The 14,581-nt window shown below is 72.0% G+C and carries 14 protein-coding genes; 10 read left to right on the forward strand and 4 right to left on the reverse strand.

The window, feature by feature from the left end; translation table 11 throughout:
* Positions 1-21: 21 nt before the first annotated feature.
* Positions 22-423: a VanZ family protein gene (locus tag ACZ5KV_RS03725; protein ID WP_464241001.1), complete on the forward strand. Its 402-nt coding sequence runs from the start codon at positions 22-24 to the stop codon at positions 421-423.
* Here the strand turns inward: ACZ5KV_RS03725 and ACZ5KV_RS03730 are convergent, their stop codons facing one another.
* Entirely contained in the window at positions 424-972 is a 549-nt protein-coding gene (locus tag ACZ5KV_RS03730) for a 3D domain-containing protein (protein ID WP_464241002.1), read from the reverse strand.
* A 175-nt stretch (positions 973-1,147) separates the two neighbouring features.
* Here ACZ5KV_RS03730 and ACZ5KV_RS03735 point away from each other — a divergent pair, with 175 nt between their 5' ends.
* The 5 genes from ACZ5KV_RS03735 to ACZ5KV_RS03755 all read left to right on the forward strand — a co-directional run bounded on the left by ACZ5KV_RS03735 (position 1,148) and on the right by ACZ5KV_RS03755 (position 7,486).
* The gene (locus ACZ5KV_RS03735; protein ID WP_464241003.1) at positions 1,148-1,780 is read left to right on the forward strand and encodes a phosphatase PAP2 family protein; all 633 of its coding nucleotides are present in this window, start codon (positions 1,148-1,150) and stop codon (positions 1,778-1,780) included.
* Complete coding sequence (locus ACZ5KV_RS03740; RefSeq protein ID WP_464241004.1) at positions 1,773-3,704, forward strand: dolichyl-phosphate-mannose--protein mannosyltransferase; 1,932 nt, start codon at positions 1,773-1,775, stop codon at positions 3,702-3,704. Before ACZ5KV_RS03735 ends, ACZ5KV_RS03740 begins: the two co-directional genes overlap by 8 nt.
* A 14-nt stretch (positions 3,705-3,718) precedes the next feature.
* Positions 3,719-4,630 carry an AMIN domain-containing protein gene (locus tag ACZ5KV_RS03745; RefSeq protein ID WP_464241005.1) on the forward strand — a complete coding sequence of 304 codons (912 nt, stop codon included), beginning with the start codon at positions 3,719-3,721 and terminating at the stop codon, positions 4,628-4,630.
* Positions 4,631-4,890: 260 nt separating this feature from the next.
* A complete protein-coding gene (locus tag ACZ5KV_RS03750) occupies positions 4,891-6,453 on the forward strand; it encodes a methyl-accepting chemotaxis protein (RefSeq protein ID WP_464241006.1) in 1,563 nt (520 codons plus the stop codon).
* Positions 6,454-6,562: 109 nt separating this feature from the next.
* The gene (locus ACZ5KV_RS03755) at positions 6,563-7,486 is read left to right on the forward strand and encodes a hypothetical protein (RefSeq protein ID WP_464241007.1); all 924 of its coding nucleotides are present in this window, start codon (positions 6,563-6,565) and stop codon (positions 7,484-7,486) included.
* Between the two features lie 109 nt (positions 7,487-7,595).
* Here the strand turns inward: ACZ5KV_RS03755 and ACZ5KV_RS03760 are convergent, their stop codons facing one another.
* The 3 genes from ACZ5KV_RS03760 to ACZ5KV_RS03770 all read right to left on the reverse strand — a co-directional run bounded on the left by ACZ5KV_RS03760 (position 7,596) and on the right by ACZ5KV_RS03770 (position 10,717).
* Positions 7,596-8,861 (reverse strand): GGDEF domain-containing protein, encoded by a 1,266-nt coding sequence (locus ACZ5KV_RS03760; protein WP_464241008.1) that lies wholly within the window; start codon positions 8,859-8,861, stop codon positions 7,596-7,598.
* Positions 8,862-8,913: 52 nt separating this feature from the next.
* The gene (locus tag ACZ5KV_RS03765) at positions 8,914-9,861 is read right to left on the reverse strand and encodes a DMT family transporter (RefSeq protein WP_464241009.1); all 948 of its coding nucleotides are present in this window, start codon (positions 9,859-9,861) and stop codon (positions 8,914-8,916) included.
* Positions 9,862-9,973: 112 nt separating this feature from the next.
* Positions 9,974-10,717 carry a substrate-binding periplasmic protein gene (locus tag ACZ5KV_RS03770; protein ID WP_464241010.1) on the reverse strand — a complete coding sequence of 248 codons (744 nt, stop codon included), beginning with the start codon at positions 10,715-10,717 and terminating at the stop codon, positions 9,974-9,976.
* Between the two features lie 209 nt (positions 10,718-10,926).
* Here ACZ5KV_RS03770 and ACZ5KV_RS03775 point away from each other — a divergent pair, with 209 nt between their 5' ends.
* From ACZ5KV_RS03775 to ACZ5KV_RS03790, 4 genes are read left to right on the forward strand one after another with little or no spacing between them, the layout of a single operon-like run.
* Positions 10,927-12,078, forward strand: coding sequence for an iron ABC transporter substrate-binding protein (locus ACZ5KV_RS03775; RefSeq protein ID WP_464241011.1), 1,152 nt, complete (start codon positions 10,927-10,929; stop codon positions 12,076-12,078).
* Between the two features lie 6 nt (positions 12,079-12,084).
* A complete protein-coding gene (locus ACZ5KV_RS03780) occupies positions 12,085-13,158 on the forward strand; it encodes a FecCD family ABC transporter permease (RefSeq protein WP_464241012.1) in 1,074 nt (357 codons plus the stop codon).
* Positions 13,155-13,943 carry an ABC transporter ATP-binding protein gene (locus ACZ5KV_RS03785; RefSeq protein WP_464241013.1) on the forward strand — a complete coding sequence of 263 codons (789 nt, stop codon included), beginning with the start codon at positions 13,155-13,157 and terminating at the stop codon, positions 13,941-13,943. The genes ACZ5KV_RS03780 and ACZ5KV_RS03785 overlap by 4 nt, the downstream gene beginning before the upstream one ends.
* On the forward strand, positions 13,940-14,551 hold the full coding sequence (locus ACZ5KV_RS03790) for an FmdE family protein (RefSeq protein WP_464241014.1): 612 nt from the start codon (positions 13,940-13,942) through the stop codon (positions 14,549-14,551). The genes ACZ5KV_RS03785 and ACZ5KV_RS03790 overlap by 4 nt, the downstream gene beginning before the upstream one ends.
* The last annotated feature ends 30 nt before the right edge of the window (positions 14,552-14,581 follow it).

The following is a 14,581-nucleotide window of genomic DNA, read 5'->3' on the forward strand; positions in this document are numbered from 1 at the left end:
GGGAAGGAGTACCACCGCACCATGCGCACCGTCCGTCCCGCCCTGCTGGCCCTGTGGATTTTCTCCCTGGTGATCGTGGCCGCCGCCACCGTGCTGCCCTGGCCGGAGGCCGTGGCCGAGGCCCGGGCCCTGCCCTGGGCCGGAGCCCTGGCCCAGACCCTGGCTTACGCCTGGCTGGCGGCCCTGGCCCTGCGCGCTTTCCTGCAACGCGACAGGGCGTTCACCTTGGCCTGGGGCATGATCCTCTACGGTGCGGTGCTGGAAGTGGGCCAGGCCCTGGTGCCCGGGCGGTCGCCCTCGCTGGGCGACATCGGCCTGAATCTGCTGGGGGTCTGCCTGGGGGTGCTGGTCGGGCACCGGCTCAAGATCCGCGAGCACGACCGGCGCATGGCCGGGGAGCTGGCGCGCAGGGCGGGCCGCTAGCTAGGGCACGAGGGCAGGCGCCGTCGGGGCGGCCGGGCCCGGCGCGGCGGCCTTTGCGGCGGCTTTCGGGGCGGCCTTGGGGGCCGCCGGGGCACCGTCGGGCTCAAGGGGCAGCAGGCGGACCTGAAGCGTGCGCCGCCCGAAGCGCAGGGCCTTGGTGCGGGTGTCCATGAAAATGTCCACGGCCTTGGCCCGCCCCGGGCCCATGAGGTCGCCGACCACGAAAATCCCGTGGCCGGACACGCAGACCTCGCGGCCGAAGGTCCAGCCCGCCTTGTAAAGGTCCGGCGAGACGGCCACGATGCCGGGCTTCGGGCGGCGGCCGGAGGCCGTGCGCGCCCCGCCGGTCTCCGCGGCGCTGTAGGCCGACACCGAGGCCGTCACCGGCGCCGGGGCCCCGGCCCGGGGGCGGGTCATGCATTCCACGCCCCGGGACTGTTTGTGCTGGGCGCCGTCCTGCTTGCGGGGCTGGGAGCCCTCGGCCCGGCCCGGATGCGGCGCGGCGCACAGCGCGACCACCAGGGCGGCGGCCAGAAGAATCCTTGCCATCCATCCTCCGGACAGAAACCATGGGGACAGGCCGGACACGCCGCCGGGACGGCGGGCGCCCGCCGCAGGCAGCATATCCGGTTTCGCCCCGGAAGGCACCCGCCGTTTTCGGCCCGGCCCCGGCGGCCCGACGGCCGCCCTTGCCAGGGCGGGGGCGATATTTTATAGACGCCCCATGCGCGCAAACGCCCTGGCCGGGAACTTCCTGCTGGTCTCCCTTCCCTTGCTGGGGCTGCTGGCCCTGGCCATGGGCCTCTTCGGTAGCGAGGAGCAGCTCATGGCCGCCATGCGCGCGCACAAGAACGCCCACCTGACCCTGCAACAACTCGTGCGCCTGTTCACCGACTGGGGCAACCAGGTCATGTACCTGCCGTTCCTGGTCATCCTGTTCAACGCCTGGCACAGGCGCGACCGGCGCTCCCTGCGTTTCGTCGTCGCCTACGTCCTGGCCCAGGTGGTCGTCTGCTTCCTGCTGCTGCACCTGACCAAGATGGCCCTGGGCCGCCCCCGGCCCTATACGTTCCTGGAACTCTACCAGCCCCTGACCCTGAGCCCGGCCTTCCACTCCCTGCCCTCGGGGCACACGGCGGAAATCTCCGGCTCGTGCCTGGCTCTCGCCCTGTGGCTGGGCCGGGCGCGCTGGGCCCTGGCCCTGGGGCTGGTCGTGGCCGTCATGGGCCTGTCGCGGCTCTACCTGCTCCAGCACTACCCGTCCGACGTGTTCTTCGGCTGGATGTTCGGGGCCCTGTCGGGCTTCGCGGCCTACACGTTCGGCACATCCAAGGAGGGCCCCCCCGGCCATGGATAAATTCCTCTCGCGCCTGTTCCGGCTGGCGGCCTGGGTGCCGCTGCTGCTGCCCGCGGCCCTGCTGGCCGCCCAGACCCTGCCCGCGCTCGACTCGCGGGCGCTGTGGTTCTCGGACGAAATCCGCTACGCCAACGTCTTCGAGAACGTGATCCACGGCGGCAAATGGCTGGTCATGTACCTGAACGGCGTGCCCTATCCGGACAAGCCGCCGGTCTATTTCTGGTTCCTGACCGCGCTGCTGCCGGTGTACAAAGCGGCCGGCCCCGCGCTGTTCATGGCCGGGGCGGCGGCCTCGGCCCTGCTGCTGCTCACGGCGACCATGGCCCTGTCGCGCATGGTGGCCCGCGCCGGACGCGAGGTCTCCCTGGGCGCGGGGCTGGTGCTGGTGTCGTGCTTCTACGTCATCGGTCTGGCCCATTATTCGCGCATGGACCTGCTCTTCGCCACGCTGATCACCGCCGCCCATGTCTGCCTGTTCCGCGCCTGGAGCCGCGAGCGGGCCATGGGCTGGGCCGTGGCGGGCTTCCTGCTCGCCGGGGTGGCGACCCTGACCAAGGGCCCCCTCGGGCTGGTCTTCCCCCTGCTGGCCAGCCTGGGCCATCTGGCCTGGACGGGCAACCTGCGCCGTTTCTTCCGGCGCGACGTGGCCGTGGGCCTGGGGCTGTGCCTGGGCCTTCTGGGCGCCTGGGTGCTGGCGGCGTGGCTCGGCGGCGAGCGCGAACTGGTGGAAGACATCTTCTACAAGCAGATCTACCGCCGCGCGGTGAACGCCTCGCACCACGAGCAGCCCTTCTGGCACTATCTGGCCACCCTGCCCGCCGCGTGGCTGCCCTGGACGCTGCTGCTGCCCGCCCTGCCCCTGGGCCTTCTGGGCCGCCCGGGCTTCTGGCGCGGCCTGTGGCAAGGCCGCCGCGCCGACGAAACCAAGGGCACGGCCTACCTCTGGAGCATGGTCCTGACCGGCTTCGTGCTGCTCTCGGCCCTGTCCACCAAGATCATCGTCTACCTGCTGCCGCTGTTCCCGGCCCTGGCCGTGCTCACGGCCAAGGCCCTGCTCGGCCTCGACGCGCGGCGCACGCGGCGGCTGTGGTGGCTGCTGTGCGGCCTGTTCGCCGTGCTGGCCGTGGCCCTGCCCTTCGGCAACATGCTGCACCCCTGGCCCGATTTCGAGGTCGCCGGGCTGTGGTGGACCGCCCTGGCCTCGGCCCTGGCGGCGGGCCTGATGTTCTGGGCCGCGCGGCGGCTCGGGCCCGCCTCGGGGCTGCTCGTGGCGGCCCTGGCCGTCACGGCCTGGGTCCTGCCCCTGACCATGGTCGTCCTGCCGTCCCTGGACGCGGTGATGAGTCCCAAGGCCCAGGCCCGGCTCATGGGCGACTACGTGGCCGACGGCTACGTGCCCGTGGCCTATAAGATCTACTCCGGCGTCTACACCTACTACAGCGGCCACGACGTGCTCGAAACCCAGGACATGGAGCGCATCGCCCAGGTGCTGGCCGCCGAACCCAAGGTCGTCATCGGCATGCAGCGCCGCTACTGGGACCAGTGGACCGACCGACCGACCGGCCTGCGGCTGGTGCATGAGCAATGGATCGTGGACCAGCCCTACGTCCTGGCCGTGCAGGACAACGCCGCGCCCGGGGCGCCCCCGGCGCCGCAAGCACCCGGGGCCGGGGAAGACGCCGCGGGCGGGCAGCTTTCCGCCGCCCCCGTCGAAGCCGACGCCCCCCAGGCCGGAGCCAACGCCACCCGGCCCGACCCGGCACCCGCCACCCTGGCCCCGGCGCAGACCCCGGAGCAGATTCCGGACACCGGGCCCGAGGCCGCAACCGCCCCGGGCGCCGAACAGAACGCCGAACCGGACGCGAGCGGGGAGCCCCCGGCTCCGGCGGCCCCGGCTCAGGACACCAACGCCACGGCCCCCTGAGGCCAGGAGACGCCATGCCCCGTCCGCGCCACATCCTTCTCGCCGCCGCCCTGCTTTCGGGGCTGTGGGCCGCCGCCCTGCTGGTGGCCGCCTGCGCCACGGGCGACCCGGGCCAGGAGTACCGCGCCCGGGCCGCGGCCATGAGCGGGCCGCAACTGCTGCGCGAGCGCCAGGCCCTGACGAACGAAATCCGCACCCTGGAAGAACACCGCGCGGAATTGCCCCCCGCGCCGCAGGAAGCGCCCCAGGCCGGGCAGGACACCACCCGCGCCTACCTGGACCAGCACCTGGAGCAGGCCCGCCAGAAGCTGCGCCACGTCAACGCCCTGCTGGCCGAAGGCGGCCACGCGGTGCACGAAATCCGTTACAAGGTCGTGCCCCGGCCGCCCGTTGCCGCCGCACCGGAAACTCCCGAGGCCGCGCCCGCGGAGCCGGAAAAGGCTGCCGCCCCTACTCCGCCCGACACTGAACAGCCTGACCGGCCAGATACTCCAGCAAATCCACGGAAAGCGGCCGCCGCACAACCCGCAGCCCCCACCGCTCCCTCGGCAACACCGCCCTCCCCTGCCGCGCCCGTCGCTCCGGCGGCCCCCGCTCCCGCCGCAACGGTCACCGCCGTGACCTGGGCGGCCCAGGGCGAAGGCCTCGTCGTGCGCGTGGCCGTGCCCGGCCCCGGCGCCCCGCGCTGCCGCGTGTTCACCCTGGACGGCCCGCCCCGCGTGGTGCTGGACGTGCTGGACGCCGGAGCGCCCCCGGCGGCCCTGCCCGAGGCCCTGGCCGTGGGCGGCCCCCTGGCCGAACGCATCCGCACCGGCTGGCACCCCGAGGCAGGCTTCGTGCGCGTGGTGCTCGACCTGCCGCGCGGCGGCCTGCGCCACAGCCTGGACACCGCTCCCGGCCGGGCGGAGTTGACCCTGCGGCCCTGAGCCGTCCGAAATCACGGACTCCGCCTTCGGGCGTCCGGTTTTCCGGACGCCCCGCCCCCCATGTCCGCCTTCCCGGACACCGCCCCTGCGCGCGCCCACGCGGCCTGCCGCTCCATTCCCCCCAAACCTTGGGGAAAATAGGGCGCCTTTCCCTTGGGCATTGGTTCGCCTTTTGCTATAAGAAAACCTTGCACCGACCGGCCCCGCGCGGTGCGAAGCGTGTGGGTGTGCACGCGGGGCCGCAGCGCAGGAGGTCGCTCATGAAATCCCTTTCCACCACAGCCCTGCTCGTGGCCCAGGGCGTCTGCACCGTGGCGGCCGTGGGGGCCGCCGCAGTCCTGGCCGCGCCCGAGGGTTTCGGTTCCCTTACGGCCTGGGCCGCCGGGTTGGGGCTGGCGGCCCTGGGAACCGTGCCGCTGGTCGGCCTCGTGCTGCGCATACGCGGTTGCGCCGTACGCCTGGGCGCCGCCGCCGGTTGCGTGGCCCAGGGCCGCTACGACTGCACCTTCCAGGAGGACTCGAACTGCGAGCTGGGCCGGGCCGAGGCCGCCCTGGCGGAGATGTACGCCACGCTCAAGCGCGAACTGTCCTTCTCGCGCGGGGTGCTCTCGGGCATCCAGGCGCCCTTCGTGGTGGTCGACACCCAGGAACGTCTGGTGATGACCAACCCGAGCCTCATCGAAATCCTGGAACAAAACGGCAAACCCGAGGACCACTACGGCCAGAACGTGGCCCACTTCTTTTACGGCGACGCCTCGCGGCGCACCGTGCTGCGCGACAGCCTGGAACGCGGCGTGACCACCGCCAAAGAGGTCGAACTCATCGGCCGCCGGGGCGGCAAGCGGATCATCCACATCCACGCCTCGCCGCTCTACGACCTGGACGGCGCGCTGATGGGCGCCCTGTGCATCTACCAGGACCTGACGGCCCTGCGCGCCCGCGAGGCCGAGCTGGAAGCCAAGAACGAACGCATCGCCGAGGCCGTGCGCACCTCGGAGGACATTTCCCAGGGCGTGGCGACCTCCGCCGAGGACCTGGCGACCCAGGTGCGCGAGGCCAGCGCCGCCGCGCGCGAACAGGCCGCCCGCGCCCAGGACGCCGCCTCGTCCATGGAGCAGATGAACGCCGCCGTCCTCGACGTGGCCAAAAGCGCGGCGGACACCGCAAGCCGTGCCCAAGAGACCCGCAAGCAGGCCGAGGAAGGCGCCCGGGTCGTGCGCGACGCCGCCGAGGCCATCGCCGAGGTCAGCCGCCGCGCCGAGGCCGTGAAGCAGGACATGGCCCGCCTGGGCACCCAGGCCGAAGGCATCGGGCGGATCATGGACGTGATCACCGACATTGCCGACCAGACCAACCTGCTGGCGCTGAATGCCGCCATCGAGGCCGCCCGCGCGGGCGACGCGGGCCGGGGCTTCGCCGTGGTCGCCGACGAGGTGCGCAAGCTGGCCGAAAAAACCATGGGCGCCACCCAGGAGGTGGCCTCGGCCATCAAGGCCATCCAGGAAGGCGCCAGGACCAGCGCCACGGGCATGGATCAGGCCGCCAGCGCCGTGACCCGGGCCCACGGGCTGGCCGAGGCCTCGGGCCGGGCCCTGGCCGGAATCGTCGAACTGGCCGTGAACACCTCCGATCAGGTGCGGACCATCGCCGCGGCCGCCGAGGAGCAGTCCTCCTCCAGCGAGCACATCAGCTCCGTGGTCGAGGACGTGCGCGCCAGCGCCGAGGGCGCCGAGCATGACATGGCCGCCGCCGCCCAAGGAGTGCAGGGCCTCGCGGAGGCCGCCCGGCGCCTGAACGACGTGATCTGCGCCGTGGGCGCCTGAGCCCTGCGGGCTCGACACCGCGCCTGAAACAGGGCATCCTCTATTCGGTCTGCAATGGCCCGGGCGGCGCAATCCCGCCCCGCCCGGGCCGCGCAGCGAGGAGGCTCCCATGCCCAATGGAACCCACGGCCTCGGCGGCGTCGGCGGCCCGCCGCCGGTCAACCTCGGCCAGCAGGGCGGTCAGCCCCAGGCCATCGTCAACCCCACGGCCCAGCAACTCCTGGAACTGATGGCCGAACGCCCCCTGGTGCAGCAACTCCAGGGGCAAACGGCCCGGGGCGATGCGTTCGTCGACCTGGGGCACCAGCCGGGCACCGACCTCAACGTCCAATTCGTGCCCCAGGGCACCCCCATGCCCGCCCAGCCGGACGTGACGCTGCACAACGTCCAGGCGGTGGCCACCGACGGACACGCCGTCCTCGACCCCCAGACGGACTACGTGCTTACCGATCCGTTCACGGGATGCAGCTTCTTCATGCTCTCCATCAACGGCCAGGATACGGTGTTCCATGTTCAGGAACAGATGCCCGACCAGCCGCTGCTGAACCGCCTGGCTCCGCACTTGCCCGTGGCCGACGCCATCCGCGCCCAACACCCGGACCAGACCCTGGCCCCCCTGGTGGACGCCTACCTTGCCCTGCACCCGCACCAGGAAGTCACGGACCTCAAGGGCCAGGACCCGCAGCAATACCTGCGCAACGGCCTGGCGCTCATGGTCATGGAAAACCTTCAGACCGTGGCGGGCTATGCGTTCACGGAAACGGTCTACACCCAGGGCAACGACTACCAGACCGTGGCCCAGGGGGGCGGCGACGGCAGAATCCGCGCGGGTTCGGCCATGCTCATTCGCGAACAGGGGCAATGGATGATGCTCGAACAGACCATCGACACCGGGAGCACCGAGAATCCGGTCATGGAGCACACCGTGCCCCGGGGCGGGCTGCACGTTCTGTTGCCGCCCGACCTGCTCACGGCGCTCCAGGGGCTGGCCGGTGTCCAGCCCCAGCCGATAGGCACGGGCCAGTTCGTCTGAAACACGGCGCGCGCGGGGCCTCCGGGCCCGGGGCGGATGGCCCTGGTGGCAGGCCGGGCGCACGGAAAAGGAAGAGTAACACGGCGGGCGCCGCCGGGCGGACGGGGATCTAGCCCTTTTCCACCCGATTGCGCCCGTTTTTCTTGGCCTTGTACAGGGCCTTGTCGGCCTGCTTGAGCACCTCGGCGGGGCTGGCGGCGCCGCCGCTGCCCGGCCCGGCAACGCCCATGGAGATGGTCACCGTCACCGTGCCCGGGGTCCGGCTCCGGGCGCCCCCGGCGGCCTTGCCCCTGCGCCGCTCGCCCCCGCCCGGCGGCGGCCCCGGCTTGTCGGCGCGCACCACGAACCCCGCCCCGGCAATGGATTCGCGCACGGCGTCCAGGTGCTCCACGGCCCCGGCGGGCTCGCGCCGGGGGAACAGGATGGTGAACTCCTCGCCGCCGTAGCGGTAGGCCCGCCCCCCGCCGCCCACGCGGCCCAGATGCGCCGCCACCATGCGCAGCACCTCGTCGCCGATGTCGTGGCCGTAGGTGTCGTTGAACTTCTTGAAGTGGTCCACGTCGGCCATGGCCACGGCGTAGCGTCCGCCCAGGGTCTGCATGTCCGCCAGCAGCGAGCGCCGCCCGGGCAGGCGGGTCAGTTCGTCCAGGAAAGCCATGCGGTAGGAGTCCTGCGCCAGGGGTGCGGCGCAGGCCAGGGCCGCCCCGGCCGCCATGGCCGCCGCCCGGGGCTCGAAGGCCGCGAAATGCAACACGCCCATGGCCGCGCCCAGGCCCACGGCCAGCCCGGCGTCCATGGGCGAATCGTCGCGCGCGGCGCGCAGCAGCAGCCAGCCCATGCCCACCACGGCGCACAGGGCCCCGAAAAAGGGCAGGCGCACGGGCAGGGCCCAGGGCAGCGGATTCCAAAGGGCCGCGCCCTGCACCAGGGTTTGCAGCGCCCCGGGCCGCCCGGGCACGGAGCCGTCGGGAACCCCGGTGGCCACCAGCAGCACGGCCAGGGCTTGCAGGGAAACGACAAAGGCCAGGGTCAGCGGCACGCGGGTCACCACGCCCCGGTCGCCCGCCAGGGCCGCCGCCAGCCAGTTGAGCGGCAGCAGCAGCCCCACGGCGGGAACGACCACCCGCCCCAGGCTGCCCACAGGGCCACCGGCCCCGAACAGCCCGCAGACCCACAGCGCCAGCGCCACAAGCCCCAGGGGCAGCACCACCCGCGTGCGCCGGAAGCGCCAGCAGGCCAACAGGGCCAGGAGCATGGCCGCATAGGCCGCCCAGGCCGCCAGGGCCGAGGGCACCACGCGCAGCCAGACCAGCACGCCCCAGGCCAGGGCGACCATGGCCAGCGGCACGGCGACGAAAGACAGGAAACGGATCACTCGGGGGCTCCTCGACGAAGTTCCGGCGGCCCGGGGCCGCGCCCGATTCCTATCACGGACGGACCGGGCTGGAAACCCCTTGCGGCGCGGGCTTTTCGGGGCCGCCCGCCCTGGGCCGCGGCCGCCACTGGCCCAGCAGCACCCCGGCGACGACCACCGCGCAGGCCACGCCCTGCAAGGCGCTCAGGCGCTCGTCCAGAAACCCCAGCCCCAGGCCCACGGCGATGACCGGCATCAGGTTCACCAGGGCCGAGGACTGCGAGGCGGGCACGCGCCGCGAGGCCCAATTCCACAGCCCGAAGGCGCCCAGGGTCACAAAAAAGCCGAGGTAGAGCAGCGCCGCCGCCGCCCACGGCGAGGCCAGCGCCCGCCAGGGGGCCGGGTCCAGCGCGCCGGGCAGGAAGAACAGCGCCCCGGCGCCGAACTGGACCAGGGTCAGGAAATCCGCGTCGTAGCGTGCGGCCAGACGACGCACCAGGAGCATGAACCCCGCGCTGCTGGCCATGGCCGCGACCTCCAGGGTATTGCCCAGCACCGGGTTCGCGGCGGCCTGCGAGGGCGCCGAAAGCCACGTCAGCCAGGCCACGCCCAGGGCTGAAACGGCGCAGCCCGCCCAGGTTCGCCCGGCCACGCGCTCGCCGAGCAGCGCCCCGGCCCCGGCGCAGACCATGAGCGGCAGCAGCGCCGCGATCATCCCCGCCTGGGAGGACGTGGTGTAGCGCAGGGCGTTGGCTTCGAGCAGGAAGTACAGGCACGGCTGGAGCAGGGCCATGAGGCCCAGCCATTTCCAGTCGCCCGGGGCATAGGCGGCGCGGGCCAGGATGCGCGGCGCGGCGGGCAGCAGCACCGCCACGGCCACGGCCATGCGCGACCAGACCACGAAACCCGCGCCGAAGGTACCGATGGCGACCTTCATCACCGCAAAGGAACTGGCCCACAGGCACACCGTGACCAGCAGGGCCGCCAGGGGCAGTGCCCCCGGGGCGCCAGGACCGCGCATCGTCCGCCTCCCTCTTTGCCCGCACGGCCGGAGCCCGGCGCTCCTCGGCAGCGGCAAAGGCCGGACCTAGCACGGCCCCGAAACGCTGAAAAGCCCGAAAATGGAAGGGAGGTTACTCCGAATAGCGCTCCAGAATGCTCCGATAACCCGTCTCGGCCTTGAACGCCCGCAGGGTCGCGTCGAAACGGTCCACGAAGTCCTGATCCAGCCGCTCCCTGCTGAACATGGGGTATATCCCGAAGGGCGCGGCGGAGGGGACGGGGAACGCCCTGAACCCGCCCTCATGGCCGAGGGCCCGGGCGTGGTGGCGCAGGTTGCGGGCCTCGCCAACGGCGTAGTCCAGGCGGCCCTGGGCCAGCATGACCAGGAGGTTGCTGTCCGACGCCACGCGCTCCACCAGAGGGTTGCCCCGGGCCCAGTCGTCGAACTCGGGGGTGTAGGCGTAGCCGATGACCACCCCCACCCGCTGCCCGGCCAGGCTCGCCAGATTGCCGGGCGGCGCGACCGGAGCCCGGTCGGCGCGCGTCAGGAGCACCCAGTGCGAATCGACCAGCGACTCGGCCCCGTAGCGGGCGAAGGGCAACCGCCGCGCGTCGTACACCCCGGAATACAGGATGTCGATCCCGCCCCTGGCGAGCATGTCCAGCCCGCGCCGCCAGGGATACGATGCCGGGGCTTCGAACCGCTCGCCCATGCGCGCGAGCACCCCGGTCAGCACCTCGGTGCACAACCCGGCCACCGTACCGTCCTGAAGGAATTCATAGGGCGGCCACTCGTCGGTGGCCATGACAAGCGGCCCGCGCGCCACGGCCGACGGCGCCGCCGCCAGCAGGACCAGGCCCACCAGCACCGCCATTGCGGGCGCCCCGAAGCGGCCCGGGAGAGACGCAAGTCCACGCATATCTTGGTGTACTCCGTCCGGGACGAAAGGACAAATACAAAATCGATTCACCCCGCCCGGCGGCCATTTTCCGCCAGCGGGGCTTGACACAGCCCGTCAATTCTCTACAAATCAATAGCCGTGCAGTGTGACGAATTTTCTTTTCCTGCGCTTCTGGAGAATACATGCCATCCGCAAGACTTCGCATTCACGCCCTCCGGGGCGCTTTTGGCGCGCCCGGGGCGGTCGCCGCACTTCTCGTTCTGCTGCTGGCGGCCTGGAGCCTGCCCGCCCAGGCCAGGGCCATCACCGACATGGCCGGGCGCGGCGTGGAGCTGCCCGATCGCGTGGAGCGCGTCATCTGCTCCGGGGCGGGCTGCCTGCGCCTGCTGACCTACCTCCAGGCCCAGCACATGGCCGTGGCCGTGGACAGCGTGGAGCGCCGCGAGACGGCCATCGAAACCCGCCCCTACGGCATCGCCAACCCGCAGTTCAAGGCCCTGCCCCTGTTCGGCGAGGTGCGCGGGCGCGACAACCCCGAGTTGATTGTCGGGCTGAACCCGGCGCCGCAGGTCATATTCAAGGTCATGATGCCCGGCGAGAGCCTGGACCCCGACCAGTTGCAGGCCAAGACGGGCATCCCCACCGTGGTCCTGGAATACGGCAACCTGAGCGCAGGACGGCCCCTGCTCGACGCCGCCCTGCGGCTCATGGGCGACGTGACCCATCGCCGCGAGCGCGCCGAGGAGGTCATCGCCTTGTTCGACACGTGGCAGGCGGACCTGGCCGCGCGCACGGCGGACATCCCCGAGGACCGGCGCCCCTGGTGCTACGTGGGCGGTATCTCCATGAAGGGCACCCACGGCATGCAGTCCACCGAGCCGACCTATCCGCCCTTCCGCATGGCCGGTGCGCGCAACGTGGCACACACCCAGGCGGCCGAGGGCCGCGATCAGGTGCGCACCGGCGTGCCCAAGGAGCAGATCGTCGCCTGGGACCCGCAGATCGTCTTTCTCGACGTGTCCTCGACCACCATGGGCGAGGGCGCGGGCGGCCTGCACGAATTGCGCACGGACCCGGCCCTGTCCATGCTGCGCGCGGTCCGCGCGGGCGAAGTCTACGGCGTGCTGCCTTACAACTCGTACCACTCCAACTACGGCTCCATCTTCGCCAACGCCTATTTCGTGGGCAAGACCCTGCACCCCGGGCGCTTTGCCGACGTGGACCCGGCGGCCATGGCCGACGCGATCTACACCGCCCTGGTCGGCCAGCCGGTCTTCGCGCGCATCAGCCGGAACTTCCCCGGGCTGGTCTTCGCGCGCGTGCCCCTCAGGTAGCCGCCCATGCATCACCTGGCCCAAGGGGAAATCCCCGCCGCATACACGGCCTACCTGAACCGCAAGGCGCTGTTCCTGGCGGCGCTGGCCCTCGCCACGGCGGGGCTGCTGATCATGGCCGTGTCCCTGGGCGCGGTGCGCATTCCGGCCTGGGACGTGCTGCGGACCCTGGCCGGGCAGGCCGCCTCCCGGCGCGACGCGCTCATCGTCCTGGACATCCGTCTGCCCCACGCCCTGGCCGCGCTGTTCGCGGGCATGGGCCTCGCGGCCTCGGGCGCGGCCATGCAGTCGGTGCTGCGCAACCCCCTGGGCTCGCCCTTCACCCTGGGCATCGCCCAGGCCGCCGCCCTGGGCGCGTCCTTCGCGGTGATGATCCTCGGCTCGGGCGTCATGCAAAGCTCCACCGTCGGCGCGGTGACCATCTCCAACCCGCTGCTGACCACGGGGAGCGCCTTTGTCTGCTCGCTGCTGGCCGCCGGGCTGGTCATCGCCATGGCCCGCTACCGGGGCGCCTCGCCCGAGGTCATGGTCCTCACCGGGGTGGCCCTGGGCGCCTTCTGCACGGCGGGGACCATGGTCCTGCAATTCTTCGCCGACGACGTGCAGCTTGCGGCCATGGTCTTCTGGACCTTCGGCGACGTGGCCCGCGCGGGCTGGCGCGAAGTGTGGATTCTGGGCGCGATGGCCGTGGGCGGCACGGCCTTCTTCATGCTCAACGCCTGGAACTACAACGCCATGGACGCCGGGGACGAAACGGCCCGGGGCCTGGGCGTGCGCGTGGAGCGCGTGCGCATGCTGGGCATGTTCGTCTCCTCCCTGGTCACGGCGGTCATCGTCGCCGCCCTGGGCGTCATCGGCTTCGTGGGCCTCATCTGCCCGCACATGGTCCGGCGGATCATCGGCGACGACCACCGCTACCTCATGCCCGCGAGCTGCCTCGTGGGCGGGGCGCTGCTCCTGGCGGCGGACACGGCGGCCCGGCTCGTGCTCGCACCCCACGCCCTGCCCGTGGCGGTGCTCACGGCGTTCATCGGCGCGCCGGGCTTCATCTGGCTTTTGCTGCGCAGGGGGCGCCGGTGAGGCTCGCCGTCCGCGATCTGCACTACGCCTACAACGGCGACGGCGTGCTGCGCGCCGTGGAGTTCGAAGTGGCGGCGGGCGAGGTGCTGGCCGTGCTCGGGCCCAACGGCGTGGGCAAAACCACCCTGCTGCGCTGCCTGAACGCCATCCAGCGCCCGGCCCGGGGCGTGGTGCGCGTGGACGACGCCGAAGTGCTGCGCATGAGCGCCCCGGAGATCGCCCGGACCATGGGCTACGTGCCCCAGCGCGGCGAGGTCTGCCGCATGACGGCTTTCGACGCCGTGCTCCTGGGGCGGCTGCCGCACATCAACTGGCGCGCGGGCGAGGCCGACCTGCGCATGGTCTCCGCCGCCCTCGGGCGGGTGGGTGTGGAGCACCTCGCCATGCGGGCCATAGACAGCATGAGCGGCGGCGAGCTGCAACGGGTGTGCATCGCCCGGGCCCTGGTTCAGGAACCGGCGGTGATGCTGCTGGACGAACCCACCAGCGCCCTGGACCTCAAGAACCAGTTGGACGTGCTGCACACCGTGCGCGACGTGGCCCGCGGGCACGGCGTGGCCGTGGTCATGACCATGCACGACCTGAACACCGCCCTGCGCTTCGGCGACAGGTTCCTTTTCCTCAAGAACGGCGCAGTGTTCGCCCTCTGCGACCGCGACGAGATCACCCCCGGGATGGTGGAGGAGGTCTACGGCGTGGCCGTGGACCTGCTGCGCCACGAAGGCCGCCCCGTCATCGTGCCGCGCGGCCCGTCCCCGAACCCAAAAGGGAGGACCACACCGTGAACCACAGCGCCCTGACCAAAGAACAGGTCGAGTTCGCCATCGCCTTCCACGGCCACGACTGCCCCGGGCTGGCCATCGGCCTGCGCGCCGCCGAACTGTGCCTGCGCGAATTCGGCCACAACAACGACGTGCCGCTCACCGCCGTGGTGGAGACCGACATGTGCGGCGTGGACGCCATCCAGGCGCTGACCGGCTGCACCGTGGGCAAGGGCAACCTCATCCAGCGCGACTACGGCAAGATGGCCTTCACCTTCTACCGCCGCTGCGACGGCAAGGGCCTGCGCGCCCTGCTCAAACCCTCGGCCCGGCCCATGCGCCCCGAGGCCGCGGAGTTGCAGCGCAAGGTCAACGAGGGCAACGGCAGCCCCGAGGACAAGGCCCGCCTGCTCGCCCTGCGCGACGAGGCCAAGCGCGCCCTGCTGGAACTGCCCCTGGAGGATGTCTTCGAAATCCAGCCGCCCGCCACGCCCATCCCGCGCGGCCCGAGCATCCTGGAGAGCCTGGTCTGCGCCGACTGCGGCGAGATGATCATGGAGTCGCGTACCCGGCGCCTCGAGGGCCGGACCCTGTGCATCCCCTGCTTCGAGAAGGTCGACCAGAAGCGCTGACCGGCCGCGTTGCCCCGCCCCCGCGCCGCC

The organism is Desulfocurvus thunnarius (assembly GCF_055390965.1).

What these genes read in the sequence shown, in the direction of transcription:
- ACZ5KV_RS03770 (WP_464241010.1), bottom strand. Translation starts at nt 10,717, where the DNA reads ATGGCGGTGCTGGTGGGCCTGGTCCTGCTGGCGGCGGCGCCGTCGGCC.
- ACZ5KV_RS03730 (WP_464241002.1), bottom strand. Translation starts at nt 972, where the DNA reads ATGGCAAGGATTCTTCTGGCCGCCGCCCTGGTGGTCGCGCTGTGCGCC.
- ACZ5KV_RS03780 (WP_464241012.1), top strand. Translation starts at nt 12,085, where the DNA reads ATGCATCACCTGGCCCAAGGGGAAATCCCCGCCGCATACACGGCCTAC.
- ACZ5KV_RS03775 (WP_464241011.1), top strand. Translation starts at nt 10,927, where the DNA reads ATGCCATCCGCAAGACTTCGCATTCACGCCCTCCGGGGCGCTTTTGGC.
- ACZ5KV_RS03725 (WP_464241001.1), top strand. Translation starts at nt 22, where the DNA reads ATGCGCACCGTCCGTCCCGCCCTGCTGGCCCTGTGGATTTTCTCCCTG.
- ACZ5KV_RS03765 (WP_464241009.1), bottom strand. Translation starts at nt 9,861, where the DNA reads ATGCGCGGTCCTGGCGCCCCGGGGGCACTGCCCCTGGCGGCCCTGCTG.
- ACZ5KV_RS03750 (WP_464241006.1), top strand. Translation starts at nt 4,891, where the DNA reads ATGAAATCCCTTTCCACCACAGCCCTGCTCGTGGCCCAGGGCGTCTGC.
- ACZ5KV_RS03755 (WP_464241007.1), top strand. Translation starts at nt 6,563, where the DNA reads ATGCCCAATGGAACCCACGGCCTCGGCGGCGTCGGCGGCCCGCCGCCG.
- ACZ5KV_RS03740 (WP_464241004.1), top strand. Translation starts at nt 1,773, where the DNA reads ATGGATAAATTCCTCTCGCGCCTGTTCCGGCTGGCGGCCTGGGTGCCG.
- ACZ5KV_RS03745 (WP_464241005.1), top strand. Translation starts at nt 3,719, where the DNA reads ATGCCCCGTCCGCGCCACATCCTTCTCGCCGCCGCCCTGCTTTCGGGG.
- ACZ5KV_RS03735 (WP_464241003.1), top strand. Translation starts at nt 1,148, where the DNA reads ATGCGCGCAAACGCCCTGGCCGGGAACTTCCTGCTGGTCTCCCTTCCC.